This window comes from Rhodanobacter sp. IGA1.0, from assembly GCF_040208325.1.
GTDB classification, from domain to species: Bacteria; Pseudomonadota; Gammaproteobacteria; order Xanthomonadales; family Rhodanobacteraceae; genus Rhodanobacter; species Rhodanobacter spathiphylli.
Genome location: NZ_CP157948.1, coordinates 644,348 through 667,188 on the forward strand (window position 1 = coordinate 644,348; position 22,841 = coordinate 667,188).

26 protein-coding genes, 1 tRNA gene and 1 other RNA gene are annotated in these 22,841 nt (G+C 67.4%); 14 read left to right on the top strand and 14 right to left on the bottom strand.

Translation table 11 applies throughout. From position 1 onward, the window contains the following. Positions 1-22 precede the first annotated feature (22 nt). The 7 genes from ABNK63_RS02775 (at position 23) to ABNK63_RS02805 (ending at position 6,529) form a co-directional block, all read left to right on the top strand. Positions 23-808 carry a L,D-transpeptidase family protein gene (locus tag ABNK63_RS02775; protein WP_350016632.1) on the top strand — a complete coding sequence of 262 codons (786 nt, stop codon included), beginning with the start codon at positions 23-25 and terminating at the stop codon, positions 806-808. After that, positions 805-2,055 (top strand): dicarboxylate/amino acid:cation symporter, encoded by a 1,251-nt coding sequence (locus ABNK63_RS02780; protein WP_350016633.1) that lies wholly within the window; start codon positions 805-807, stop codon positions 2,053-2,055. Before ABNK63_RS02775 ends, ABNK63_RS02780 begins: the two co-directional genes overlap by 4 nt. A gap of 51 nt (positions 2,056-2,106) precedes the next feature. Then, a complete protein-coding gene (locus tag ABNK63_RS02785) occupies positions 2,107-3,231 on the top strand; it encodes an FAD-dependent oxidoreductase (RefSeq protein WP_007807314.1) in 1,125 nt (374 codons plus the stop codon). An 83-nt stretch (positions 3,232-3,314) separates the two neighbouring features. Beyond that, positions 3,315-3,911: an aminodeoxychorismate/anthranilate synthase component II gene (locus tag ABNK63_RS02790; RefSeq protein ID WP_007807312.1), complete on the top strand. Its 597-nt coding sequence runs from the start codon at positions 3,315-3,317 to the stop codon at positions 3,909-3,911. Next, positions 3,908-4,978: an anthranilate phosphoribosyltransferase gene (gene trpD / locus ABNK63_RS02795; protein WP_007807310.1), complete on the top strand. Its 1,071-nt coding sequence runs from the start codon at positions 3,908-3,910 to the stop codon at positions 4,976-4,978. The genes ABNK63_RS02790 and trpD overlap by 4 nt, the downstream gene beginning before the upstream one ends. Positions 4,979-5,039: 61 nt before the next feature. Further along, complete coding sequence (trpC, locus tag ABNK63_RS02800) at positions 5,040-5,834, top strand: indole-3-glycerol phosphate synthase TrpC (protein ID WP_007807308.1); 795 nt, start codon at positions 5,040-5,042, stop codon at positions 5,832-5,834. Positions 5,835-5,839: 5 nt separating this feature from the next. Continuing rightward, positions 5,840-6,529 (top strand): haloacid dehalogenase-like hydrolase, encoded by a 690-nt coding sequence (locus ABNK63_RS02805; RefSeq protein WP_350017182.1) that lies wholly within the window; start codon positions 5,840-5,842, stop codon positions 6,527-6,529. A gap of 29 nt (positions 6,530-6,558) precedes the next feature. Here the strand turns inward: ABNK63_RS02805 and ABNK63_RS02810 are convergent, their stop codons facing one another. Beyond that, the gene (locus tag ABNK63_RS02810) at positions 6,559-7,305 is read right to left on the bottom strand and encodes a sulfite exporter TauE/SafE family protein (protein ID WP_007807305.1); all 747 of its coding nucleotides are present in this window, start codon (positions 7,303-7,305) and stop codon (positions 6,559-6,561) included. A gap of 92 nt (positions 7,306-7,397) precedes the next feature. Further along, a complete protein-coding gene (gene crp / locus ABNK63_RS02815; RefSeq protein ID WP_007807303.1) occupies positions 7,398-8,099 on the bottom strand; it encodes a cAMP-activated global transcriptional regulator CRP in 702 nt (233 codons plus the stop codon). A gap of 288 nt (positions 8,100-8,387) precedes the next feature. On the opposite strand from crp, the gene speD reads away from it, so the two are divergent. Then, a complete protein-coding gene (gene speD / locus ABNK63_RS02820; RefSeq protein ID WP_007807301.1) occupies positions 8,388-9,173 on the top strand; it encodes an adenosylmethionine decarboxylase in 786 nt (261 codons plus the stop codon). Positions 9,174-9,268: 95 nt separating this feature from the next. Here speD and coq7 read toward each other — a convergent pair whose 3' ends face one another. Continuing rightward, entirely contained in the window at positions 9,269-9,910 is a 642-nt protein-coding gene (coq7, locus tag ABNK63_RS02825) for a 2-polyprenyl-3-methyl-6-methoxy-1,4-benzoquinone monooxygenase (RefSeq protein ID WP_350016634.1), read from the bottom strand. 290 nt (positions 9,911-10,200) lie between these two features. Here coq7 and rplM point away from each other — a divergent pair, with 290 nt between their 5' ends. The 4 genes from rplM (at position 10,201) to ABNK63_RS02845 (ending at position 13,198) form a co-directional block, all read left to right on the top strand. Then, positions 10,201-10,629, top strand: a complete 429-nt coding sequence (gene rplM / locus ABNK63_RS02830) for a 50S ribosomal protein L13 (RefSeq protein WP_007807297.1) — start codon at positions 10,201-10,203, stop codon at positions 10,627-10,629. Positions 10,630-10,638: 9 nt separating this feature from the next. Further along, entirely contained in the window at positions 10,639-11,031 is a 393-nt protein-coding gene (gene rpsI / locus ABNK63_RS02835) for a 30S ribosomal protein S9 (protein WP_007807295.1), read from the top strand. A 12-nt stretch (positions 11,032-11,043) separates the two neighbouring features. Beyond that, a tRNA-Gln gene (locus tag ABNK63_RS02840) sits at positions 11,044-11,117 on the top strand. Positions 11,118-11,299: 182 nt separating this feature from the next. Then, positions 11,300-13,198: a chloride channel protein gene (locus ABNK63_RS02845; protein WP_350016635.1), complete on the top strand. Its 1,899-nt coding sequence runs from the start codon at positions 11,300-11,302 to the stop codon at positions 13,196-13,198. A 64-nt stretch (positions 13,199-13,262) separates the two neighbouring features. Here the strand turns inward: ABNK63_RS02845 and rpiA are convergent, their stop codons facing one another. The 6 genes from rpiA to ABNK63_RS02875 form a co-directional block, all read right to left on the bottom strand. Beyond that, positions 13,263-13,904, bottom strand: coding sequence for a ribose-5-phosphate isomerase RpiA (rpiA, locus tag ABNK63_RS02850; RefSeq protein ID WP_007807292.1), 642 nt, complete (start codon positions 13,902-13,904; stop codon positions 13,263-13,265). Between the two features lie 34 nt (positions 13,905-13,938). Continuing rightward, positions 13,939-14,391, bottom strand: coding sequence for an EVE domain-containing protein (locus tag ABNK63_RS02855; protein WP_350016636.1), 453 nt, complete (start codon positions 14,389-14,391; stop codon positions 13,939-13,941). After that, positions 14,388-15,008, bottom strand: coding sequence for a 5-formyltetrahydrofolate cyclo-ligase (locus tag ABNK63_RS02860; RefSeq protein ID WP_007807287.1), 621 nt, complete (start codon positions 15,006-15,008; stop codon positions 14,388-14,390). The genes ABNK63_RS02855 and ABNK63_RS02860 overlap by 4 nt, the downstream gene beginning before the upstream one ends. A gap of 67 nt (positions 15,009-15,075) precedes the next feature. Next, positions 15,076-15,262, bottom strand: a non-coding RNA gene (gene ssrS / locus ABNK63_RS02865) — 6S RNA. 67 nt (positions 15,263-15,329) lie between these two features. Next, positions 15,330-15,644, bottom strand: a complete 315-nt coding sequence (locus ABNK63_RS02870) for a cell division protein ZapA (protein ID WP_007807286.1) — start codon at positions 15,642-15,644, stop codon at positions 15,330-15,332. Beyond that, positions 15,644-15,883: a TIGR02449 family protein gene (locus ABNK63_RS02875; RefSeq protein ID WP_007807283.1), complete on the bottom strand. Its 240-nt coding sequence runs from the start codon at positions 15,881-15,883 to the stop codon at positions 15,644-15,646. The genes ABNK63_RS02870 and ABNK63_RS02875 overlap by 1 nt, the downstream gene beginning before the upstream one ends. Positions 15,884-15,993: 110 nt before the next feature. On the opposite strand from ABNK63_RS02875, the gene ABNK63_RS02880 reads away from it, so the two are divergent. Both ABNK63_RS02880 and ABNK63_RS02885 read left to right on the top strand, forming a co-directional pair. Further along, a complete protein-coding gene (locus tag ABNK63_RS02880; protein WP_007807279.1) occupies positions 15,994-16,557 on the top strand; it encodes a UPF0149 family protein in 564 nt (187 codons plus the stop codon). Between the two features lie 71 nt (positions 16,558-16,628). Next, on the top strand, positions 16,629-17,894 hold the full coding sequence (locus ABNK63_RS02885) for an aminopeptidase P N-terminal domain-containing protein (protein WP_157582056.1): 1,266 nt from the start codon (positions 16,629-16,631) through the stop codon (positions 17,892-17,894). Positions 17,895-18,054: 160 nt separating this feature from the next. Here ABNK63_RS02885 and cydX read toward each other — a convergent pair whose 3' ends face one another. The 5 genes from cydX to pepQ all read right to left on the bottom strand — a co-directional run bounded on the left by cydX (position 18,055) and on the right by pepQ (position 22,662). Continuing rightward, on the bottom strand, positions 18,055-18,195 hold the full coding sequence (gene cydX, locus ABNK63_RS02890; protein ID WP_007807273.1) for a cytochrome bd-I oxidase subunit CydX: 141 nt from the start codon (positions 18,193-18,195) through the stop codon (positions 18,055-18,057). Between the two features lie 15 nt (positions 18,196-18,210). Then, on the bottom strand, positions 18,211-19,341 hold the full coding sequence (gene cydB / locus ABNK63_RS02895) for a cytochrome d ubiquinol oxidase subunit II (protein ID WP_007807271.1): 1,131 nt from the start codon (positions 19,339-19,341) through the stop codon (positions 18,211-18,213). 117 nt (positions 19,342-19,458) lie between these two features. Then, positions 19,459-21,036: a cytochrome ubiquinol oxidase subunit I gene (locus tag ABNK63_RS02900; RefSeq protein ID WP_350016637.1), complete on the bottom strand. Its 1,578-nt coding sequence runs from the start codon at positions 21,034-21,036 to the stop codon at positions 19,459-19,461. Next, the gene (gene cydP, locus ABNK63_RS02905) at positions 21,033-21,263 is read right to left on the bottom strand and encodes a cytochrome oxidase putative small subunit CydP (protein WP_007807266.1); all 231 of its coding nucleotides are present in this window, start codon (positions 21,261-21,263) and stop codon (positions 21,033-21,035) included. The genes ABNK63_RS02900 and cydP overlap by 4 nt, the downstream gene beginning before the upstream one ends. Positions 21,264-21,345: 82 nt before the next feature. Then, complete coding sequence (gene pepQ, locus ABNK63_RS02910; RefSeq protein WP_007807264.1) at positions 21,346-22,662, bottom strand: Xaa-Pro dipeptidase; 1,317 nt, start codon at positions 22,660-22,662, stop codon at positions 21,346-21,348. Positions 22,663-22,841: the final 179 nt, after the last annotated feature.

A 22,841-nucleotide genomic window follows, 5' to 3' on the forward strand; every position in this document is an offset into this window, starting at 1 on the left:
TGGTTTACCGGATGGAAAGCTGATGACTGATAACCGCCGAACCCTTGCCTTGCTGACGTTCGCCGTCACCCTCGCCGGCGTCGCGCACGCCGGCACGGCGAAGACGCCGTGGCATGACGCGCGCCAGATGATCGTGGTGACCACGGCCGGCTGGAACGTGGACCATGGCACGCTGCGCACGTTCGAGCGGGCAGGCGATGGCTGGCGCGAAGTGCGCGCCGCGGTGCCGGTGACCGTCGGCAAGAACGGTGCCGGCTGGGGCCTGGGGCTGAACGCGCCGCAGACCGACGGGGGCGGCCCGGTCAAGCGCGAGGGCGACAACCGCAGCCCGGCCGGGGTGTTCCGCATCGGCGACAGCTTCGGTTATGCCGCCAGCGTCGACACCGCGATGCCGTACCTGGCGCTCAACGCCACCGAATACTGCGTCGACGTCAGCGGCGCGAAGCATTACAACCGCATCGTCGACGCCAGCGTGGTCGGCGCCGCGGCGGTCAAGGGTTCCACCGAGCCGATGCGGCGCGACCTGCACGCGCACGGCGACCAGCGCTACCGCATGGGCTTCGTGATCGAGCAGAACCCCGCGAACGTTCCGCAGGCCGGCAGCTGCATCTTCGCCCACCTGTGGAAGTCGCCCAGCGACGCCACCGCCGGCTGCACCGCGATGACGCCGGCGGTGATGCAGTCGCTGCTGGCGTGGCTGAAGCCGGAAGATCATCCGGTGTTCGTGCTGCTGCCGCAGGGCGAGTACGAGCGCCTGCGCACGGCATGGCAGTTGCCGGCCATCGCCGCCACGGATGCCGCCCGATGAGTGCGACGTCCCGCGTGCTGACCGGACTGGCCGCGGGCGCGGTGATCGGCCTGCTGCTGGCCGGCTGGAACGAAACCGCGGCGCTGCAGGTGGCCAATGTGGTGCAGCCGATCGGCAAGCTGTGGCTGAACGCGCTGCAGATGACCGTGGTGCCGCTGGTGGTGGCGCTGGTGGTGGTGGGCGTCAACACCGCCAGCGACGCGGCGGCGTCCGGGCGCATCGCGCGGCGGGCGATCGTGACCTTCCTGCTGATCCTGACCGGCGGCGCGCTGTTCGCGGCGCTGGCCGCGCCGCTGGTGTTCTCGCTGTTTCCGCACAATCCCGCCCTGGTCGTGGCGCTCGATCACGCCAGCGTGCCGGCCGCCGCGCAGGCGGCGCCGAACTGGATCGATACGCTGGTGGCGATCGTGCCCAGCAACGCGATCATGGCCGCGGCGCAGAGCGCGATGCTGCCGCTGGTGGTGTTTGCGCTGTTCCTGGGTTTCGCGCTGACCCGGATCGAGTCGGCACGTCGCGCGATGCTGGTGGAATTCTTCCAGGCGATCGCCGACGCGATGATCGTGATCGTGCGCTGGGTGCTGTGGGTGGCGCCGCTGGGCGTGTTCGCGCTGATCCTTTCGGTATGCGCCCGTTCCGGGCTGGGCATGCTCAGCGCGCTGGGTGTCTACGTGCTGGTGGAGTGCCTGCTGTACCTGTCCGTCACCGTGATGATGCTGCCGGTGGCGCTGTTCTTCGGCGGCGAACGGCTGCGCCGCTTCGTGCCCGCACTGGTGCCGGCGCAGGTGGTGGCGATCAGCACGCAGTCGTCGCTGGCCTCGTTGCCGGCGATGCTGGAAAGCGCCGACCGCCGGCTTGGTTACCCGAAACAGGTGGCTGCGCTGGTGCTGCCGATGGCGGTGAGCCTGTTCCGCCTGACCAGCCCGGTGCAGTACGTCACCTCGGCGGTGTTCATCGCCTGGGCCTACGGCGTCGACCTGTCCACCGCGCAGCTGCTGGCCGGCGCGCTGCTGGCGGTGGTGATCAGCCTGGGCTCGGTGGGCTTGCCGGGGCAGGTCACCTTCGTCGCCACCAACCTGCCGGTGGCGCAGGCGATGGGCCTGCCGCTCAGTCCGCTGGGCCTGATGCTGGCGGTGGACACGATTCCCGACGCGCTGGCCACCCTGGGCAACGTCACCGGCGACCTTGCCGCCACCAGCGTGGTCAATCGTCAGTCACGGCAAGTCGGGAATGGCGAAGCAGAGCCCTAGAACCCCCGCCTTTCCCGCTCCCCATTCCCCATCTTCAACCCCGAGCTCGAAATGGATCTGATCGAAACCGACGTGATCGTGATCGGTGCCGGCATGGCCGGCGCCTCGGTCGCCTACTTCCTTGCGCCGCATGCGCGCGTGCTGGTGCTGGAGCGCGAGTCCTACGCCGGCATGCATTCGACCGGCCGCTCGGCAGCCCTGTTCAGCGAAACCTATGGTTCGGCCCAGGTGCGTGCACTGACCCGCGCCACCCGGCCGTTCCTGGCTTCGCCGCCGGCCGGCTTCACCGCCGAGCCCATCCTCGGTCCGCGCGGCGCCACCCTGGTCGGCAACGCGGCGCAGGTGGATGACGTCAGCGCGTTGTACGAGGCGATCCGGCCGTTCACGCGCGACATCGAGCTGCATGACGCAGCGCAGTTGCAGGCCGCCGTGCCGGTGCTGCGGCCGGAGTTTGCGCAGATCGGCCTGCACGAGCCGGGCGCGGCCGACATCGATGTCAACGAATTGCATCAGGGTTTCCTGCGCGGGCTGCGCGCCCGCGGCGGCCAGTTGCGGGTGGACGTGGCGATCCGGGCGATCGAGCGCGATGCCGGCGGCTGGCGCGTGGAGGCTGGCGAGCACGCGTACCGCGCGCCGTTGCTGGTCAACGCGGCCGGCGCCTGGGTCGACCAGGTGGCCAGGCTCGCCGGCGTGGCGCCGCTGGGCATCGTGCCGAAGCGGCGCTCCGCCTTCGTGTTCGATCCGCCCGAGGCGCTGGCCACCGCGCGCTGGCCCTTCATCAACGACTTCGGCGAAACCTTCTATTTCAAGCCCGACGCCGGCCTGTTGCTGGGCTCGTGCGCGAACGCCGATCCGGTCGAGCCGCACGACGTGCAGCCGGAGGAATACGACATCGCGCTGGGCATCCACAACATCGAGCAGGCGACCACGATGACGATACGCCGGCCCCGCCGCAGCTGGGCCGGCCTGCGTTCGTTCGTCGCCGACGGCGACCTGGTCGGCGGGTTCGCCACCGATGCGCCCGGCTTCTTCTGGGTCGCCGCGCAGGGCGGCTACGGCATCCAGACCAGCGCCGCGATGGGCGAAGCCTGCGCCCACCTGGCGCTGGGCCTGCCGCTGCCGGCGCCGCTGGTGGATGCGGGACTGTCGGCGGCGATGCTGGCGCCCCGCGGCTGAGCCAGCTTCCCCGTCGGCGCGGGCGCGGCAGGCGCACTGTGGTTATCATGACGCACTGCGCCAATGCCACGAAGCGATGCCCCATGCTGCTGATGATCGACAACTACGACAGCTTCACCTACAACCTCGTGCAGTACCTGGGCGAGCTGGGTCAGCAGGTGAAGGTGGTGCGCAACGATGCGCTGGATGTCGCCGGCATCCGCGCGCTGCGCCCTTCGCACATCATGATTTCGCCCGGACCGGGCACGCCGGATGATTCGGGCGTGTCGCTGGACGTCCTGCGCGAGCTGGCCGGCGAGATCCCGGTGTTCGGCGTGTGCCTGGGCCACCAGGCGATCGGCCAGGTGTTCGGCGGCAAGGTGATCCGGGCCAAGCAGATCATGCACGGCAAGACCTCGCCGGTGATCCATCGCGGCCAGGGCGTGTTCGCCGGCCTGCCCAATCCGTTCGAGGCGACGCGCTACCACTCGCTGGTGGTGGAGAAGTCGTCGCTGCCCGATTGCCTCGAAGTCACCGCCTGGACGGAAAATCCGGACGGCTCGATCGACGAGATCATGGGCCTGCGCCACAAGACACTGGCGGTCGAGGGCGTGCAGTTCCACCCCGAGTCGATCCTGACCCAGCACGGCCACGACCTGCTGCGCAATTTCCTGGGGCAGCCGCTGCGGGCCGCGGCATGAACGGTTCCGCCCAGACCATCACGATCACGCCGCAGGAAGCCCTGCAACGGCTGATCGAGCATCGCGAAATCTTCCACGACGAGATGATCGCACTGATGCGCCAGATCATGAACGGCGAGGTGAGCCCGCTGATGACGGCGGCGATCATCACCGGCCTGCGGGTGAAGAAGGAAACCGTGGGCGAGATCACCGGCGCGGCGCGGGTGATGCGCGAGCTGTCGGCGAAGGTCGATGCGCCGGCACATCCGCATTTCCTGGATATCGTCGGCACCGGCGGCGATGGTGCGTCGAGCTTCAACATTTCCACCGCCTCGATGTTCGTGGCGGCGGCGGCCGGCGCGCGCATCGCCAAGCATGGCGGTCGCAGCGTGTCGTCGAAGTCGGGCAGTGCGGACGTGCTGGAGGCGCTGGGCGCGTCGATCGAGCTGGCGCCGGCACACGTCGCCGCGTGCATGGCCGAGACCGACATCGGCTTCATGTTCGCGCCGAACCATCATCCGGCGATGAAGGTGGTGGCGCCGGTGCGCAAGGAAATGGGCGTGCGCACGCTGTTCAACATCCTCGGCCCGCTGACCAACCCGGCCGGCGCCCCGAACATCCTGATGGGCGTGTTCCATCCCGACCTGGTCGGCATCCAGGTGCGCGCGCTGCAGCAGCTCGGCGCGCGGCATGCGCTGGTGGTGTGGGGCCGCGACGGCATGGACGAGATCTCGCTGGGCGCGGCGACCCTGGTCGGCGAACTGCGCGACGGCGTGGTGCGCGAGTACGAGGTGGAGCCGGAGGATTTCGGCCTGGCGATGGCCTCCAGCCGCAACCTGCGGGTGGAGAACGCGGAGGAATCGAAGGCGATGCTGCTGGGCGCGCTGCAGGGCGAGGCCGGCGTGCCGCACGACATCGTCTGCCTCAACGCGGGCGCGGCGCTGTACGCCGCCGACGTGGTCGCTTCGATCGCCGACGGCATCGAGCTGGCCCGCGCCACGATTGCCAGCGGTGCCGCGCATGCGAAAATGCAGGCCTTCGTGGCGGTCACCCGTCGACTTTCCGGCCTGGTGCCCGTGGGCGTTTGAACTTCGCCGACGTCGCCATCGCCTTCATCGCGCCACCTGCGCACCATCCAAGTGAGATGCCATGACTGACATCCTCAATCGCATTCTTGTCCGCAAGGCCGAGGAAGTGGCCGAGCGCCGCGCCCGCGTGCCCGAGGCCGAGCTGGTCGCGCGCATCGCCGAGCTGCCGCCCACGCGCGGTTTCGGCGCGGCGATCGAGGCGAAGATCGCCGCGGGAATGCCGGCGGTGATCGCCGAAGTGAAAAAGGCCAGCCCCAGCAAGGGACTGATCCGTGGCAATTTCGATCCCGCCGCGATCGCGGCCAGTTACGCGGCGGCCGGCGCGGCCTGCCTGTCGGTGCTGACCGACAGCGACTTCTTCCAGGGCAGCGAGGCGTTCCTGCAGCAGGCGCGCGAAGCCTGCGCGCTGCCGGTGTTGCGCAAGGATTTCATCATCGATGCGTACCAGGTGTACGAGGCGCGGGCGATCGGCGCCGACTGCATCCTGCTGATCGTCTCGGCGCTGGATGACGACATGTTGCTGCAGCTGTCGCTGCTGGCGGCCGAGCTGGACATGGACGTGCTGTGCGAGGTGCACGACGAGGAAGAGCTGGAGCGCGCGCTGGCCCTGCCGGTGCCGCTGATCGGCGTCAACAACCGCAACCTGCGCAGTTTCGAGACCTCGCTGGAGACCTCGCTGGCGCTGCAGGAGCTGATCGAATACGACCGCGTGCTGGTGGCCGAGTCCGGCATCCACACTCCGGAGGACGTGGCGCGCCTGCGCGAAGGGGGCATCCAGGCGTTCCTGGTCGGCGAGGCGTTCATGCGCGCCGAGGACCCGGGCAGCGAACTGCGGCGGCTGTTCTCGCTGCCGTGACCGTGATGCCGGAGCTGGAGACCCTGACCGCCGATGTCGAGGCGGTCGCGCCGCGGGTGGTGCTGTTCGATTTCGACGGCGTGCTGTTCCGCGGCGACGCGTTCCATCTGTTCATCCGCGAGCGTTATCGCCGCTCGTGGTGGCGCTGGTTGCCCGCCGTGCTGGTGGCGCCGTTGCTGCTGCTGATCCTGCCGTTCTCGTGGCGCGTGCCGATGCATGTGCTGGTGCGCATTGCGCTGTTCGGGCTGGGCGAGCGCCGTTACCGGCTTGCCGCGGAGACGTTTGCCGCCGATCTCGCACGCCGGCCCCGGCAGTTTCATCGCGACGCCTTGCAGGCGTTGCGCCAGCATCAGCTGCAGGGCGATCGGGTGATCGTGGTGACCGGTTGCGAGCACACCCTGGTCAGCGGGATCGTGCAGCAACTGGGGCTGACCGGCCTGGACGTGCTGGCCTCGCAACTGCGCCCCGGCTGGCTGGGCATGCACGTGCACTGGCACAACGTGGGCGGGCGCAAGGTGCAGCTGCTGGCGAAGCAGGGTCTGTCGGCATGGCAGGTCGCCTACGGCGATTCGATGCATGACGTGGCGATGCTGAAGGTCGCCGCCGAGCCGGTGCTGGTCAATGGCACACCGACCCTGTGCAAGAAGGTCGAGAAGGCGCTGGGCCGTACGGTCGCCCGCGTCGAGTGGTTCTGAGGACGATCCGCAGGTCGCGCGGTTTCCGTCTATCGAAGCAGGGTCTGCACCAGCTGGCCCAGGCTGATCAGCACGATCAGGCTGCCGACGGCCGCCATCACCGCGCGTTCGGGCAGGTGCCGCACCAGCCAGGCGGCGAATGGTGCGGCGATCACGCCACCGGTGAGCAGGCCCAGCACGATCGACCAGTGGCCGATGCCCACATGCAGCACCAGGGTGGCGGAGACGCAGAGGGTGACCACGAACTCGGCCGCGTTGACCGAGCCGATCGTGCTGCGCACGGCGCCGCCGCGGGCGAGCAGTGTGCTGGTGGCCAGCGGTCCCCAGCCACCTCCGCCGATCGCGTCGAGCAACCCGGCAAGAAAGCCCAGCACGCCGCTGTGCTGCACCTGGTGCCGGGTCAGCCGCTTGCCGAAGGCGCGCAGCAGGATCATCGCGCCGAGGATCAGCAGGTAGGCATTGACCCAGGGGCGGATCGCCTCGCCGGGCACGCTGGCCAGGAAGGTGGCGCCGAGGATGCCGCCGATGGCGCCGGGAATCGCCAGTTGCCAGAACAGCGTCCAGCGCACATTGCCGAACCACGCGTGCGAGGCGCCGGAGACGCCGGTGGTGACCACTTCGGCCGTATGCACGGTGGCACTGGCCACCGCCGGTGGCAGGCCCAGCGCCAGCAGGATCGAGTTGGAGACCAGGCCGTAGGCCATGCCCAGCGCGCCGTCGACCAGCTGGGCGAGCAGGCCGACACCGACGAAGATGAAGAACTGTCCGTAATCCAAGCGTGGTCTCGCAACTGGCGGCGGAAAGCCATCCTCAACCAGTCGTCGTAAAAAACCGGTTCAGGCAGGGCTTCCCGGGAGTGCGCCAGCGATCAGCGGGTGCCGCGCACCACGATGGTCTTGCCGGACACGTCGATCATGCGCTGCTCTTCCAGCTGCTTGAGCACGCGGCCGACCATTTCGCGCGAGCAGCCCACGATGCGGCTGACTTCCTGGCGCGAGATGCGGATCTGGGTGCCGTCCGGATGGGTCATCGAATCCGGCTCCTGGCACAGGTCGAGCAGGGTGCGCGAGATGCGATTGGTGACGTCCATGAAGGCCATCCGGCTGACCTGTCGCGACGTGCGCAGCAGACGGTTGGTGAGCTGGGCGCCGATCGCGAACAGGATCTTCGGGCACTCCTCGCGCAGCGGGCCTTCCATCAGCTGGAACAGGCGCTCGTAGCTGATCTCGGCCATCTCGCAGGCCGTGCGCGTGCGCACCATCGACTCGCGCTGGGCCTGTTCGACGAACAGGCCCATTTCGCCGATGAACTGGCCGCGGCTGATGTAGGCGAGGATGAGTTCGCGACCCTGTTCGTCCTCGGTGCACACCGCCAGCGAACCGTCCACCACGTAGTACAAGGTGTTGGCCGGGTCACCCGGACGGATGATGGCCGTCTTGCCCGGGTAGCGGCGGCGATGGCACAGCCCCAGGAAACGTTCCATCGCGGCGGGGTCGGGAGCGAAGCCCAGGGGGGCCTGCGAGCGTTCGAAAGCTTGTTGGAGCTGGTACTTGAGCTGAGCCACGGGCATCCCCTACAGGTAATTCTTGTCACGCCGGGCATCATGGCCACATGTCGTACACGTCCGTCGGGACATCATGACAGGCTTGCTCATTATGACAAAGCCGCGGATTCCACGCAGGTTCTAATTCCTTCGCTTTTGCCGCATACTTCGCGGTCTTTCGACAGCAGCCAGCACATCGCTGTCGTTCACAAGGGTCGTGCAGGCACCTGCCTGTACTCCAAACCAATGCCGCGGGGACCCTTGTCGCTAACCCGCCTCTGATGTTGGCCGATATCCGGTCATGGAGCGCCGCCCGTGGTCAAACCACTTCCCCGTCTGCGTCTGCAGGGTTTCAACAACCTGACCAAGGCGTTGAGCTTCAACATCTACGACATCTGCTATGCGGTGTCGGAAGACCAGCGTCGCCGCTACATCGAGTACATCGATGAGCAGTACGACGCCGACCGGCTGACCCAGATCCTCACCGACGTGGCCGAGATCATCGGCGCGAACATCCTCAACGTGGCGCGCCAGGACTACGACCCGCAGGGTGCCTCGGTGACGATCCTGATCTCCGAGGAGCCGGTGGTCGAGAAGCTCGGTCGCGACACCATCTCCGGTGCCGTGGTCGCGCACATGGACAAGAGCCACATCACCGTCCACACCTATCCGGAAACGCATCCGCACAACGGCATCGCCACCTTCCGCGCCGACATCGACGTGGCCACCTGCGGCGTGATCTCGCCGTTGAAGGCGCTGAACTACCTGATCGACAGCTTCGAGTCGGACATCGTGATCGCCGACTACCGCGTGCGCGGCTTCACCCGCGACGTGAAGGGCAAGAAGCACTTCATCGACCACAAGATCAACTCGGTGCAGGACTACCTGGCGCGGCACATCCGCCAGAAGTACGAGATGTTCGACGTCAACGTGTACCAGGAAAACATGTTCCACACGAAGATGCACATCAAGGACTTCGACCTGGACACCTACCTGTTCGAGGCCCACGCCGACGACCTGTCGTTCAAGGAGCGCCAGCGCATCGAGTCGCTGCTGCGACGCGAGATCGAGGAACTGTTCCACGGCCGCAACCTGATGTGACAAAAGCCCGCCGAAAGGCGGGCTTTTTTTTTCAGGCATGCGCCCGCCGAAAGGCGGTTTTTTTCAGGCATGCGCCCGCCGAAGGGCGGGTTTTCCTACAGCCGGTAGGCCACCGTCTTCATCACCATCGAGCTGGCGTGCATCAGCTGCGGCAGCGGAAACGGCAGGTCGATGCCGCCGCGTTGCTGCGCGGCCTGCGCATGGCGGATCTCGTCGGCCTGCATCCGGGTCAACACGGCGCGCGATCGCTCGTCCTGGGGTGGCAGCTGCTGCAGATGATCGGCCAGGTGGGCCTCGACCTGGCGCTCGGTCTCCACCACGAAGCCCAGGCTCAGCGCGTCGCCGGCCAGCGCGGCGGCGGCGCCGATCGCGTAGCTGCCGGCATACCACAGCGGGTTGAGCAGGCTGGGGCGGCTGTCCAGTTGCTGCAGGCGTTCGGCGCACCAGGCCAGGTGGTCGGTTTCCTCGGCGGCGGCATGCAGCAGGTGCTCGCGGTTGTCCGCGTCGCGGGCGAGCGCGGCCTGGCCCAGGTAAAGCGCTTGCGCGCAGACCTCGCCGGTGTGGTTGATCCGCATCAGGCCGGCGGCGTGGCGGCGCTCGGCCTCATCAAGTTCGCTTTCGGCAAGATCGGCGGATGGCGAGGGGCGCTGCGCCAGCGGCGCGCCGCCGACCGCTTCCAGTGCGCGCTCGCAGCCGGTCAGCAGACGGTCGAGGCGGCTCAGGTTGCGTACGCTCATGCGTTGTTCTCCAGCTAGAGGATCGGTCAGCAGATCAATGGGGGTTGCTTCGGCCACGGCAACGGCGCCTCACGCCAGCGGCAAGGTGCCGGGGACCCCAACGGCCATGCGGGTTGCGCCCGGGAACCCTGGGGGGTCTTTTCAAGCGGCCCGGTGGTCATGCTATCATTGCCAGCTCACAGCCCGCCGGTCGGTGGGCTTGCGCCGTGGATGAAGGCTCCGCTATCATCTCGCGCCTTTGATCCACCGATTACGCGTACCGCCTCACGGCGGCAGACAGGTATTCTGAAATGAAAACGTTTAGCGCCAATGCAGACAACGTCAAGCGCGACTGGTTCGTGGTTGACGCCACGAACAAGACGCTCGGTCGCCTGTCGACCGAAATCGCCCACCGTCTGCGCGGCAAGCACAAGCCGGAATACACCCCGCATTGCGACACCGGCGATTATATCGTGGTGATCAATGCGCAGAAGGTGCACGTTACCGGTGCCAAGCTGGACGACAAGATGTACCACCGCTTCACCGGCTACGTCGGCAACCTGAAGACCACCAGCCTGAAGGACCTGCTGGCGACCTACCCGGAGCGCGTGATCGAGATCGCCGTCAAGGGCATGCTGCCGAAGAACCCGCTGGGTCGCGAGATGTATCGCAAGCTCAAGGTCTACGGCGGTGCCGAGCATCCGCATACCGCACAGCAGCCGCAGGCGCTGGAAATCTAAGGAAATATCATGAGCATCCAGCAGAATTACGGCACCGGCCGCCGCAAGACCTCCGCCGCTCGCGTGTTCCTGCGCAAGGGCAAGGGCGAAATCATCGTCAACGGCAAGACGCTCGAAGCCTTCTTCGGCCGCGAGACCTCCTGCATGATCGTGCGCCAGCCGCTCGAGCTGACCGACAACACCGACAAGTTCGACATCAAGGTGACGGTTGCCGGTGGCGGCATCACCGGTCAGGCCGGCGCGATCCGTCTGGGCATCGCCCGCGCGCTGGTCGAGTACGATGAAAGCCTGAAGTCGCCGCTGCGCAAGGCCGGTTTCGTGACCCGTGACGCCCGCGAAGTCGAGCGCAAGAAGGTCGGTCTGCACAAGGCACGTCGCGCTACCCAGTTCTCCAAGCGCTAAGCTCAGTTCCACAGCCCCGTCGCCAAGCGGTAAGGCACCTGACTCTGACTCAGGCATCGGTGGTTCGAATCCATCCGGGGCTGCCAATACAAACGCCGTCGCTCGCCGCAAGGCGTGGCAAGTCGGCCGAGAAGCCCGCCATCCGGCGGGCTTTTTCGTTGGCGAGGGGCGTTGGCGCAGGATCTTTCGTCGCCGCGCGTGCTTCCGTGCCCTTCGGTTATGCACTGCAGCAGCGTAAAATTTCCGCCTTTGACTCGTGAGCACCCTGATGACGACGGCAAGCGACAGCGATCCCGGCCGCCCGGCGGTCCGCACCGAGGGCAGTACCGACGCGTTGCCGCTGGCGCCGACCATGGGCATGAGCCTGGATGCGGCGCGGATGCCGCGCCGCTCCACCCTGGTCGATCGACGGGTGTTGCGCATCACCGCGGTGTCGATCGTGCTGGGCGTGCTGGCTGCGCTGATTGCGCGATTGCTGACGGCTCTTATCGGCGTGGTGACCAATCTGGCCTTCTACGGCCGCTGGTCCACCGCGTTCTCCTCGCCTGCCGACGCGGTACCCCGACTGGGCTGGTGGGTGGTGCTGGTGCCGGTGGTCGGCGGCCTGATCGTGGGCGTGATGGCGCGCTGGGGTTCGCGCGCGATTCGCGGCCACGGCATCCCCGAGGCGATGGAACAGGTGCTGCTCAACGAGTCGAAGATTCCGCCGCGGATCACCTTCCTGAAGCCGGTCTCCTCGGCGATCGCGATCGGCACCGGCGGTCCGTTCGGCGCCGAGGGTCCGATCATCGCCACCGGCGGCGCGCTGGGTTCGTTCATCGGCCAGGTGCTGAAGGTGACCGGGAGCGAGCGCAAGGTGCTGCTGGCAGCGGGTGCGGCGGCGGGCATGGCCGCGGTGTTCTCGGCGCCGATCGCGGCCGTGGTGCTGGCGGTGGAGCTGCTGCTGTTCGAGCTGCGCCCGCGCTCGCTGATCCCGGTGGCGCTGGCTTGCGTTGCTTCGACCGGCACGCGTTACCTGTTGCAGGGTTCGACCGCGGTGTTTGCGATGGGGGCGGTGACGTCGCCGGGAGCGATGGCCTTGCTCGTCTACGTGCTGCTCGGCGCGCTGATCGGCGTGGTCAGCGTGTGGACCACCCGCATCGTCTACGGCATCGAGGACCTGTTCGAGAAGCTGCCCATCCACTGGATGTGGTGGCCGGCGATCGGCGGACTGGTGGTTGGTGTGGTCGGCTACTTCGCGCCGCTGACCCTGGGCGTGGGCTATACCAACATCGAGGACATCCTCAACGGCAGGCTGACGCTGACCGCGCTGGCCTTCCTGTGCGTGATGAAATTCATTTCCTGGTCGATCGCGCTGGGCAGCGGCACCTCGGGCGGCACGCTGGCGCCGCTGTTCACCATCGGCGGTGCGCTGGGCGCCCTGGTTGGCCTCGGCATCGCCGCCGTGGCGCCGCAATTCGGCGTGGACCCGCGCATTGCCGCCCTGGTCGGCATGGCGGCGATCTTCGCCGGCGCCTCGCGCGCGCTGCTCACCGCGGTGGTGTTCGCGTTCGAGACCACCGGCCAGCCCGCGGGACTGCTGCCGTTGCTGGGTGGCTGCACCGCGGCCTACCTGGTCTCGGCCCTGATGATGCGCAACACCATCATGACCGAGAAGATCGTGCGGCGTGGCGTGCGCGTGCCGTCCGAGTACGTGGCCGACTATCTCGACCAGGTCGGGGTGGGCGAGGCCTGCACGCGCGACGTGGTGACCCTGGGCAGCACGCAGACGCTGGCTGAAGTGCGGCGCTGGCTGGCCGAGGACGTCGCACAGACCCAGCACCAGGGGTACCCGGTGCTGGACGAGCGCCGCCGCGTGCTTGGCGTGCTGACCCGACGCAGCCTGCTCGACCCGCAGTGGCACTACACGCTGAGCCTGGGCGAACTGCTGACCCGGCCGCCGATCGCGGTCAGCGAGGCACATTCACTGCGCGAGGCCGCGGATCACATGGTGGCCGAGAGCGTGGGCCGGCTGGTGGTGGTGGGCAAGGATGACCCGCACAAGCTGGTGGGCATCATCACCCGCGGTGACATCCTGGCGGCCCATGCGCGCCGCCTGCGCGAAGCGCGGCACTCGGCCCGCCACCTGCGTTTCCGCGACGGCCTGAAGCCGCGGCCGGCGCAGTAAGGTGCTGAAACAAAAGACGGCCCGCAAGGGCCGTCTTTTTTCGGGAAGCGGACGATGCGACGAATCACATCTCCCGGTCGCCGATCAGCACCACGTCGGCGGGACGCCGCGCGAACAGACCCACGGTGACGATGCCGGCCAGCTGGTTCAGCTCGCTTTCCAGCGCGGCCGGGTCGACGATCTGCCAGCCGTGCACGTCGATGATCCAGTTGCCATTGTCGGTGACCACGCCGTCGCGCCAGACCGGGTTGCCGCCGCGCTTGACGATCTCGCGGCCGATCAGGCTGCGCGCCATCGGGATCACCTCGATCGGCACCGGGAACTTGCCGAGCAGGTCGACCCGTTTGCTGGAGTCGATGATGCAGACGAACTTCTCGCTGGCCGCCGCCACGATTTTCTCGCGGGTCAGCGCCGCGCCGCCACCCTTGATCAGCCGCTTGTACGGATCGCATTCGTCGGCGCCGTCGATGTAGATGGTCAGCGGGCCGGCGGCGTTGAGGTCCAGCACCGGAATGCCGAGGCGCTTCAGCTGCGCGGTCGATTGCTCCGAGCTCGACACCGCACCCTGGATGCGGTCCTTCAGGTCGGCCAGCGCATCGATGAAGAACGCCACGGTGGAGCCGGTGCCGACGCCCACGATGGCGCCGTCCTCGACGTAGCGGATGGCGGCTTCGCCGGCCAGCTTCTTCTCGTTTGCGTTGCTCATGGATGGATTCCGGTGAAAGGTGACGGGGCGGCGCTCATTCCAGCGCCAGGATGCATTTCCAGTGCGCCGCATCGACCGGCATCACCGACAGCCGGTTGCCCTTGCGCAGCAGCGGCATCTCGGCCAGCGCAGGATCGTTCTTCATTTCGTCGAGGCTGATCGTGCGCTTGAGCTTCTTCACGAACTTCACGTCGACCAGCATCCAGCGCGGCTTGTCGCGCGAGCTGCCGGGGTCGAAATACTTGCTCTCCGGATCGAACTGGCTGGGATCGGGGTACGCGTCGGAGGCCACCTCGGCGATGCCGACGATGCCGGGCACGGCGCAGTTGGAGTGGTAGAAGAACACCTTGTCGCCGGGACGCATGCCGTCGCGCATGAAGTTGCGCGCCTGGTAGTTGCGCACGCCGTCCCAGGCCTCGCGCTTCTTGCGCTTGAGGTCGTCGATCGAGAACGCGTCAGGTTCGGACTTCATCAGCCAGTGGTTCATGGATGAGTCTCACTGTCTTGCTGCGCGAGGGTGCAGTCGATCAGCTCGCGGTCGGTGGCGACGAAATCCAGCGGAACATCCCAGGGTTCCTCATTTACGATTTCCAGTTCCTGGAAGTCGTAGGCAATGCCGACTAGCAGCGGCTCGGTGGGGCGTACCTGTTCGTTGAGGAAGGCGAAGCCGCGGTCGTAGTAGCCGCCGCCGTGGCCGAGCCGGTTGCCGCGACGGTCGAAACCGAGCAGTGGCACCAACACCAGGTCGATCTGGAACGGCTCGAACAGTTCGGGCGGATCGACCGGCTCGGGAATGCCGTAGCGATTGGGCTGCACCTGGTCGCCGGCCTTCCATGGTGCGAAGCGCAGTTTCCGGCCCGCGCCGATCACCGGCAGCAGGAATTGCTGGCCGCGCGTGGCCAGCGGCGGGATCACCAGGTTCAACGGCAGTTCGCCGTGGCTGGCCCAGTAGCCGGCCACGCGCGCGTCGGTGAAATACTCGGGCAGTTGCTCCAGGCTGCGGCGCAGGCCCTGGGCCGCGGCGATGCGTTCGGCCGGAGGCAGGGCGCGGCGACGTTCGGCCAGTTGCTGGCGCAGATCGCGGCGTTGGGCGTTGACGTCCACGTGGCGCGCGGCTCCGGCGTGATCGTCCCGGTCGTGGCTCGACGATCGGAACGGGGAATAAGAAGTGGCGTAGACCGCGATGCCGCTGCCCACCGAACGACCTTGATCCAAGATGGATCAGGTGGGAGGGTTACATGGCCTAAAGGCTTTCCGCACGCGGCGGACATGCACAACAACCGATGTGAAACCGACCCGGGGCCGTATGTAGGAACAAGGCAAATGTAAGAGTGTGCTGGCGCACATCGCAGAAAACGCCGGGTGCCATTTTAGGCGCTTGGTCCGCAATGTGCCACTGGGGCGATGGATGTCGCAGGCTGCGGTTCAGCGCCTCGGCACTTCGTGCTCGAACGCGTCGTCGAGCTTGCGCTGCAAGGTGGCAAGGCCGTCGCTCAGGCGCTGTTCCCGGCTTTCATGCTGCTTGCGCAGGCCGAGGAATTCGTGCGCCACGCTGATCGCGGCCAGCACGGCCAGTCGTTCGAAGCTGGGTGCCTTGGCGTTCGCACGCAGTTCGCGCATCTTGCGATCGAGAAAGCCGGCGGCTTCGAGCAGGCCTTCGCGTTCTTCCGGCGCGCAGGCGATCAGGAATTCGCGGTCGATCAGTCGCAGCGCGACCGGTTCACTGGCGGGTGTGCTCATCAGCCGTTGCTCTCCAGCGACTTCAGGCGCTGGATCATCGCCTCGACGCGGCTGCGGGCCTGTTCGTTGCGCGCCATCAGGCCGGCGCGCTCGCCGGACAATTGTTCCTGGCTCTGCCGCAGGCTGCGGTTTTCCTCGTTCAGCCGGCGCACCGTCTCCAGCAAATGGTCAAGCTGGCGGGCCAGCGCGGCCAACTGCTGGTGAACCGGATCGGACGGGGCGGGATCGGGCGTGCTCATGCCCGAAACTATAGCAGGACGTTGCGGGAAATCTGCGAGCCGGTCGACGGGTGCGGAGGGCGCCGCCCGGTGCATTAAACTGGCCGCCATTCTTGCGAAGGAGCACCGCCATGGCGGCTACCGGGCCGATCGGCCACGATGATATCGATGCGCTGGTCATGCGTCTGCGACTGGGCACCGAAGCCAGCGAACTGCACGGGTCGCTGTGCGGCTACCTGGCCGGCGGCGCCCGTCCGCAGGGCGGCGACGTGCTTGCCGCCCTGCAGCTGGATGGCGAGGCGACCGACCCCACGGCCGAGGATCTTGCGCTGCTGCAGCGACTGACCCGCCAGTGCGAGCGCGAGCTGGCCGACAGCGAACTGGGCTTCGAGCCGCTGCTGCCCGATGACGATCGCCCGCTGGTCGAACGCGCCGAGGCGGTGGTGGACTGGTGTCGCGGCTTCCTCGGCGGCTTCGGCCTGGCTGGTACCGCGGCGCACGCGTCATTGTCGGAGGAGGCGCAGGAGATCCTGCGCGACTTTGGCACCATCGCCGCCTCTTCGTTCGACTTCAACAACGAGGACGAAGACGAGGATGCGCTGATCGAGGTGCAGGAGTTCGTTCGGGTCGGCGCGCTGCTGCTGCATGCCGAGTGCAACCGGCATGATCCGGCGTCCAGCGGCAGCGTGCATTGATACCGGTCGAACACGGCTCGACCCCTGCGGCGATCGACCCCGAGGAATTCGCCCGTCGCCGTCGCCAGCTGATGAAGATGGCCGGCGAGGACGCCGTGCTGCTGGTCGCCGCCGCGCCCGAGCGCATGCGCAACGCGGACGCCGCCTGGCCGTACCGGCAGGACTCGGACTTCCACTACCTGGCCGGCTTCCCGGAAAGCGACGCCGTGCTGGCGCTGTTGCCCGGGCGCCAGCACGGCGAAGTGGTGCTGTTCTGTCGCGAGCGCGATGCCGAGCGCGAGCGCTGGCACGGCCATGCGATCGGCACCGAACAGGCGGTGGCCGGTTACGGCATGGACGATGCGTTCCCGATCGATGACATCGACGACATCCTGCCCGGCATGATCGAGGGCCGTGCCCGCGTGTACTGCCATTTCGGCCGCGAGCCCCAGTTTGACGCGCAACTGCTGGGCTGGATGCGCCGCCTGCGCCAGTTGCGCGGCGGCGGCGTGGTGCCCAAGGAATTCGTGGCGCTGGGCCACCTGTTGCACGACCTGCGGCTGTACAAGTCGAGGGCCGAACTGCGACTGATGCGCGCGGCGGCGGGGATCGCGGTGGAAGCGCACATGGCGGCGCTGGGCGCGGCCAGGCCCGGACGCCACGAGTACGAAGTGGAGGCCGAACTGCTGCGGGTCATGCGCAGCCGGGGCGCGGTGCCGGCGTTCGTGCCGATCGTCGCTGGCGGCGCCAACGCCTGCGTGATGCACTATCAGAACAACCGGGCGCGACTGTGTGACGGCGACCTGCTGCTGATCGATGCGGGCGCCGAGTGGGATTGCTACGCTTCCGACATCAGCAGGACGTTTCCCGTCAACGGCCGTTACAGCCGCGAGCAGCGGGCGCTGTATGAAGTGGTGCTGGCCGCCCAGCTGGCGGCGATCGACGAGGTCCGTCCCGGCCGTCCGTTCAACGCGGCGCATCTCGCGGCGGTGCGCGTGCTGAGCGAGGGCCTGTGCGAGCTCGGCCTGCTCAAGGGCAGCGCCGATGCCGCGGTGGCCGATGGCAGCTATCAGCGGTTCTTCCCGGCCAAGACCGGCCACTGGCTGGGACTGGACGTGCATGACGTGGGCGACTACCGCATCGACGGCGAGTCGCGCCTGCTCGAGCCGGGCATGGTGTTGACCGTCGAGCCGGGGTTGTACGTGCCGCCGGACGACCGCTCGGTGGCCGAGCGCTGGCGCGGCATCGGCATCCGCATCGAGGACGACGTGGCGGTCACCCGCGACGGCAACGAGGTGCTCACCGCGGCGATGCCCCGGCAGGCCGAGGAGATCGAGGCACTGCTGGCCGCGCGCTAGGAGCGTGGGTCGCAGGAACCGTTCGGTCTGCAAAGTCGCCTGCTTGGTCCATTTTTCCGCCGATTCTTGACCCATAGAATGACTATGGGCCGGCGAATCGTCGAAAAACTGTCCCGGCGCAGGCAACTTTTCGCCACGAACGTTTCTGCGACCCACGCTCCTAGCTCAATTCGTCCGGCAGTTCGGCATCGGTCAGTTGGCGATTCGCCTCGTCCGTGGCGTGCACCTCGTACCACATCGCGTTGAGGATGGCGAAGGCGCAAGCCAGGCCCAGGCCGAGGATCCACGAGAAATACCACATCGGTTCGTACTCCTTTCAATAACCGCCGTGCGCCTTGCGCACCTGCTCCAGCGTCACCCGTCCGCGCATCACCCGATAGACCCAGCCGGTATAGAGCATGACGATCGGCAACAGCACCGCGGTGGCCAGCAGCATCAGCTGCAGGGTCCCACGACTGGATGAGGCATCCCATACGGTCAGGCCGGACCGCGGGTCCAGGCTGGAGGGCAGCAGGAACGGAAACAGCGCAAACCCGGCCGAGGCGATCGTGCCGCCCACCATCAGGCTGCTGGCGATGAAGCCGGCCAAACTGCGCCGGCCGATCAGGGCCTGCACGCCCACGGCCGAGGCCAGTGCCAGCAACGGTGCCAGCCAGAACCAGGGATACTGCATGTAGCCCGCAAACCAGCTGCCGCCCACCGCGACCTGCTTGAACAGCGGGTTGGCCGGGCCATCGGTCACCACCGGCCCGGCGATGGCATGGCCGGGGATGCCCCAGGCCAGCCACACCCCGGCCAGCACGTACAGCACGGCGAACAGCAGGGTGGTCCAGCGTCCGACCACCACCGCCCGCGCCGCGATGGCGTGGTCGGCCTTCATCGCGGCGAAACAGCTGCCGTGCGCCAGCAGCATGGCCAGCGAGACCAGGCCGCACAGCAGCGCGAACGGGTGCAGCAGGTCGAAGAAGCTGCCCTGCCAGCTCATCCGCAGATCGCCGTCGAAGCGGAACGGCAGGCCCAGGAACAGATTGCCGAACGCCACGCCGGCCACCAGCATCACCACCAGTCCGGAGCCGCTCAGCACCCAGTCCCACAGGGAAGCCCAGCGCGGGTCGTGGATCTTGCCGCGGAAGTTGAAACCGACCGGGCGCAGGATCAGCGCCAGCAGCACCAGCGCGATGGCGAAGTACATGCCCGAGAACGACACCGCGTACAGCATCGGCCACGCCGCGAAGGCGGCGCCGCCGGCCAGGATGAACCACACCTGGTTGCCTTCCCAGGTCGGCTCGATGCCTTCCAGCAGCACCTGTCGTTCCTCGTTGTCGCGGCCCAGCAGCTTCAGCAACGCGGCGACGCCGAAGTCGAAGCCGTCCATGATCGCGAAGCCGATCAGCAGCGTGCCGAGGAGGGCCCACCAGATCACCCGCAGGCTTTCATAATCAAACATCGCCTTTCTCCTTTGCCTCAGCTGCCCCTCGTGGAGAGGATCGAGGTGAGGGGCGGGTGCTCGCCATGGTGCTGATCGAAGCACGCTTCAACGTGTGCACGTCGCCAGCCCAGCCCATCATCCCAACCCTCTTTCCGCAGGCAAGAGGGGGCCATCCGTGGACGGCCAGATGCCCAGGCCATCCGGCCCCTTGCGCACGAACTTCAGCATCAGGAACACGTCGACCACCGCCAGCGCGGTGTAGAACAGCACGAAACCGCCCAGCGAAGTCATCACCTGGCCCGCGCTCACCGATGACACGCCCAGCGCGGTGGGCAATACACCCTCGATGGCCCACGGCTGGCGGCCGTACTCGGCGACGACCCAGCCCAGTTCGATCGCGACCCAGGGCAGCGGCAGACTCCACAGCGCCAGACGCAGGTACCAGCGCTGCGTATCGAGCTTGCGGGTGCTGGCCTTCCAGAACGAGAACGCGAACAGCGCGATGAAATAGAAGCCGCAACCGACCATGATGCGGAACGCCCAGAACAGTACCGGCACGTTGGGGATGGTGCTGTCGGCGGCCTTCTGGATATCCGCCGGCGTGGCCTGGCGCGGGTCGTCGACATACTTCTTCAGCAGCAGCGCGTAGCCCAGGTCCTTGTCGTGCGCGGCCAGCGTGGCCCTGGCTTTCGCATTGTTCCTGTCCTGACGCAGCACCAGCATGGCGTCGTAGGCCTGGATGCCGGTGCCGATGCGACCCTTGGCGGTCTCCACCAGCTCGGCGATGCCGGGCATCGCCTCGTCGATCGAGCGGGTGCCGATCAGGCCCATGACCCAGGGGATTTTCACGGCATAGTCCGTGCTGCGTCGCTGCACGTCCGGAAGTCCAAACACGGTGAACGGGGCCGGCGCCGGTTCGGTGTGCCACATCGCCTCGATCGCGGCCATCTTCATCTTCTGGTTCAGCGACACCGTGTAGCCCGAGGCGTCCCCCAGCACCACCACCGACAGCGCCGCGGCCAGGCCGAAGCTCGCGGCCACGGTCATCGAGCGTTTGGCGAAATCCACGTTGCGCCCGCGCAGCAGGTACCACGCGCTGATCGACAGCACGAACATCGCACCCAGCACGTAACCGGCGCTCACCGTGTGCACGAATTTTTCCTGCGCCACCGGGTTGAAGAACACCTCGGAGAACGAGGTCACCTCCATCCGCATCGTGGTCGGGTTGAATTCCGAGCCGACCGGGTGCTGCATCCAGGCATTGGCGACCAGGATCCACAACGCCGACAGGCTGGTGCCCAACGCGAGGAACCAGGTCACCAGCAGGTGCTTGATCCGCGAGATGCGATCCCAGCCCATGAAGAACACGCCGATCAGGGTGGCCTCCAGGAAGAACGCCATCAGTCCCTCGATCGCCAGCGGCGCGCCGAAGATGTCGCCCACGTAGTGCGAGTAGTACGCCCAGTTCATGCCGAACTGGAATTCCATGGTCACTCCGGTGGCCACGCCCATCGCGAAGTTGATGCCGAACAGCACGCCCCAGAAGCGCACCATCTGCTTCCACACCTCGCGTCCGGTCATCACGTAGACGCTCTCCATGATGGCCAGCATCCACACCAGGCCCAGGGTCAGCGGCACGAACAGGAAGTGGTACATCGCCGTCAGCGCGAACTGCAGGCGCGACAGCGTGACGACATCGGCATCGATGATCATGGGCGGGTTTCCGCGGCGGCTTGGGGTGCGGGGGCGAGTCGCCGAGCGATCGCCTCCGCGCTGGTGTCAGGCTTCGGCTGCGGCGCAAACACGACCCACCAGATCAGCGTCAGCGCCGCGATCTTCAGCGCGATGATCGCGAGCAGTTCAAGGCTCAACCGCCGCAATGGCTGCGGCGACGTGCCGAAGGTCTCGGCGGACATGCTGGAAACCGGGGAGCTGGACATGCGACGAATCCGGGCCTTGCCTGACCGTCAGCATACGCCGCGGCGACGTCTCGGCCATGTGGACGAATGTCGCAGCAGCGGCTTACGGCATGCCGAACGCATCCCGGGTGAGGTTTTCCGGTTCGCCATCGGTGCATGCCACGTCGTCCTCGATGCGGATGCCGCCGTACTGGCGAAAGTGGTCGACCTTCGCCCAGTCGATGTCGGCCGCGACCGGCTTGTCGCGCAGTTCGGCCAGCAGCATGTCGATGAAGTACAGGCCGGGCTCGATCGTCACCACCATGCCCGGCTCCAGCACGCGGGTCATGCGCAGGTACGGATGGCCGTCCGGACGCGCGATGCTGCCGCCGCGTTCGCCTTGCTGGAAACCGGCCACGTCGTGCACCTGCAGGCCGATCGGATGGCCCAGGCCGTGCGGAAAGAACGCGCTGGTCACGCCGGATTCGATCGCGCTTTCGGCGCTCATGCGCAGGAAGCCATGCTCGCGCAGCACGCCGGCCAGCACGTGGTGGGCGTGGATGTGCAGCTCGGGGTAGCTCTGCCCGGCGCGCACTTTCGCCGCGAAGCCGCGCTGCGCGGCGTCGACGCTGTCGATCAGCGCCTGGAATTCGCCTGCGTGCGGCGAGGCGTAGGTGCGGGTGATGTCGCTGGCGTAACCCGCCGCGCTGGCGCCGGCGTCGATCAGGAACGAGCGCGACGCCGCTGGCGGCGTGCGGTCGAAGTGCGTGTAGTGCAGCACCGCGCCGTGTTCGTTCAAGGCCACGATGCTGGCGTAGGGCAACTCGGCATCGATCTGTTTCGCGGCGGCGAGATAGGCCATGTGGATGCCGAACTCGCTTTCGCCGGCGCGGAACGCCGCTTCGGCGGCGCGATGGGCGCGCGTGCCGATGCGGCTGGCTTCGCGCATCAGGGCCAGTTCGTACGGCGTCTTGTAGCTGCGGTGCCAGTGCAGGTAATCGAGCACGGCCGGCGGGTTGTTCGCCTCCACGCCATCGGTGACGGGGCAGGCGGCGGCGATCACCGCGCGCCTGCCGGCGGGCAGTTGGGCGATCGCTTCGGCGGCGCTGCGCACGATCACGATGTCGAAGTGCTCCACCCAGTAGCCGTGGGGCGCCGCAGGTACCACGTGCCAGTAGTCGCGCGGTTGCACGAAGACCAGCTTCGGCTTGCTGCCCGGCGTGTACGCGATCCAGCTGCCCGGCGCGTCGGTCAGCGGCAGCCAGTGCCTGAAGTGCGGATTGGCCACGAACGGGTAGTCCTGGTCGTCGAGGAACTTGCCCGGTGGCGTGCCGGCGGCGACCAGCAGGTGGTCGTAGCCGCCCAGCGCCAGCGCGCGGTCGGCACGTTCGCGCACGGTGGCGAGGTGCTGAGGATACAGCGGGGCGAACAGGTCGGACATGGAGACTCCTGCGACGACGAATCATTGCGCGGCCGCCGCGCGGATGCGGCGGGTGCGAACGCTTCGCCATGGATCGGGGACGGGCGGGCCAGGCGTCATGATGACGCCGCCACGCCGCGACTTCCAGTCGGGGCCTGTGAAGAAAACCACTTCCTGTGGTTTTCTTCCATCGCACGTCC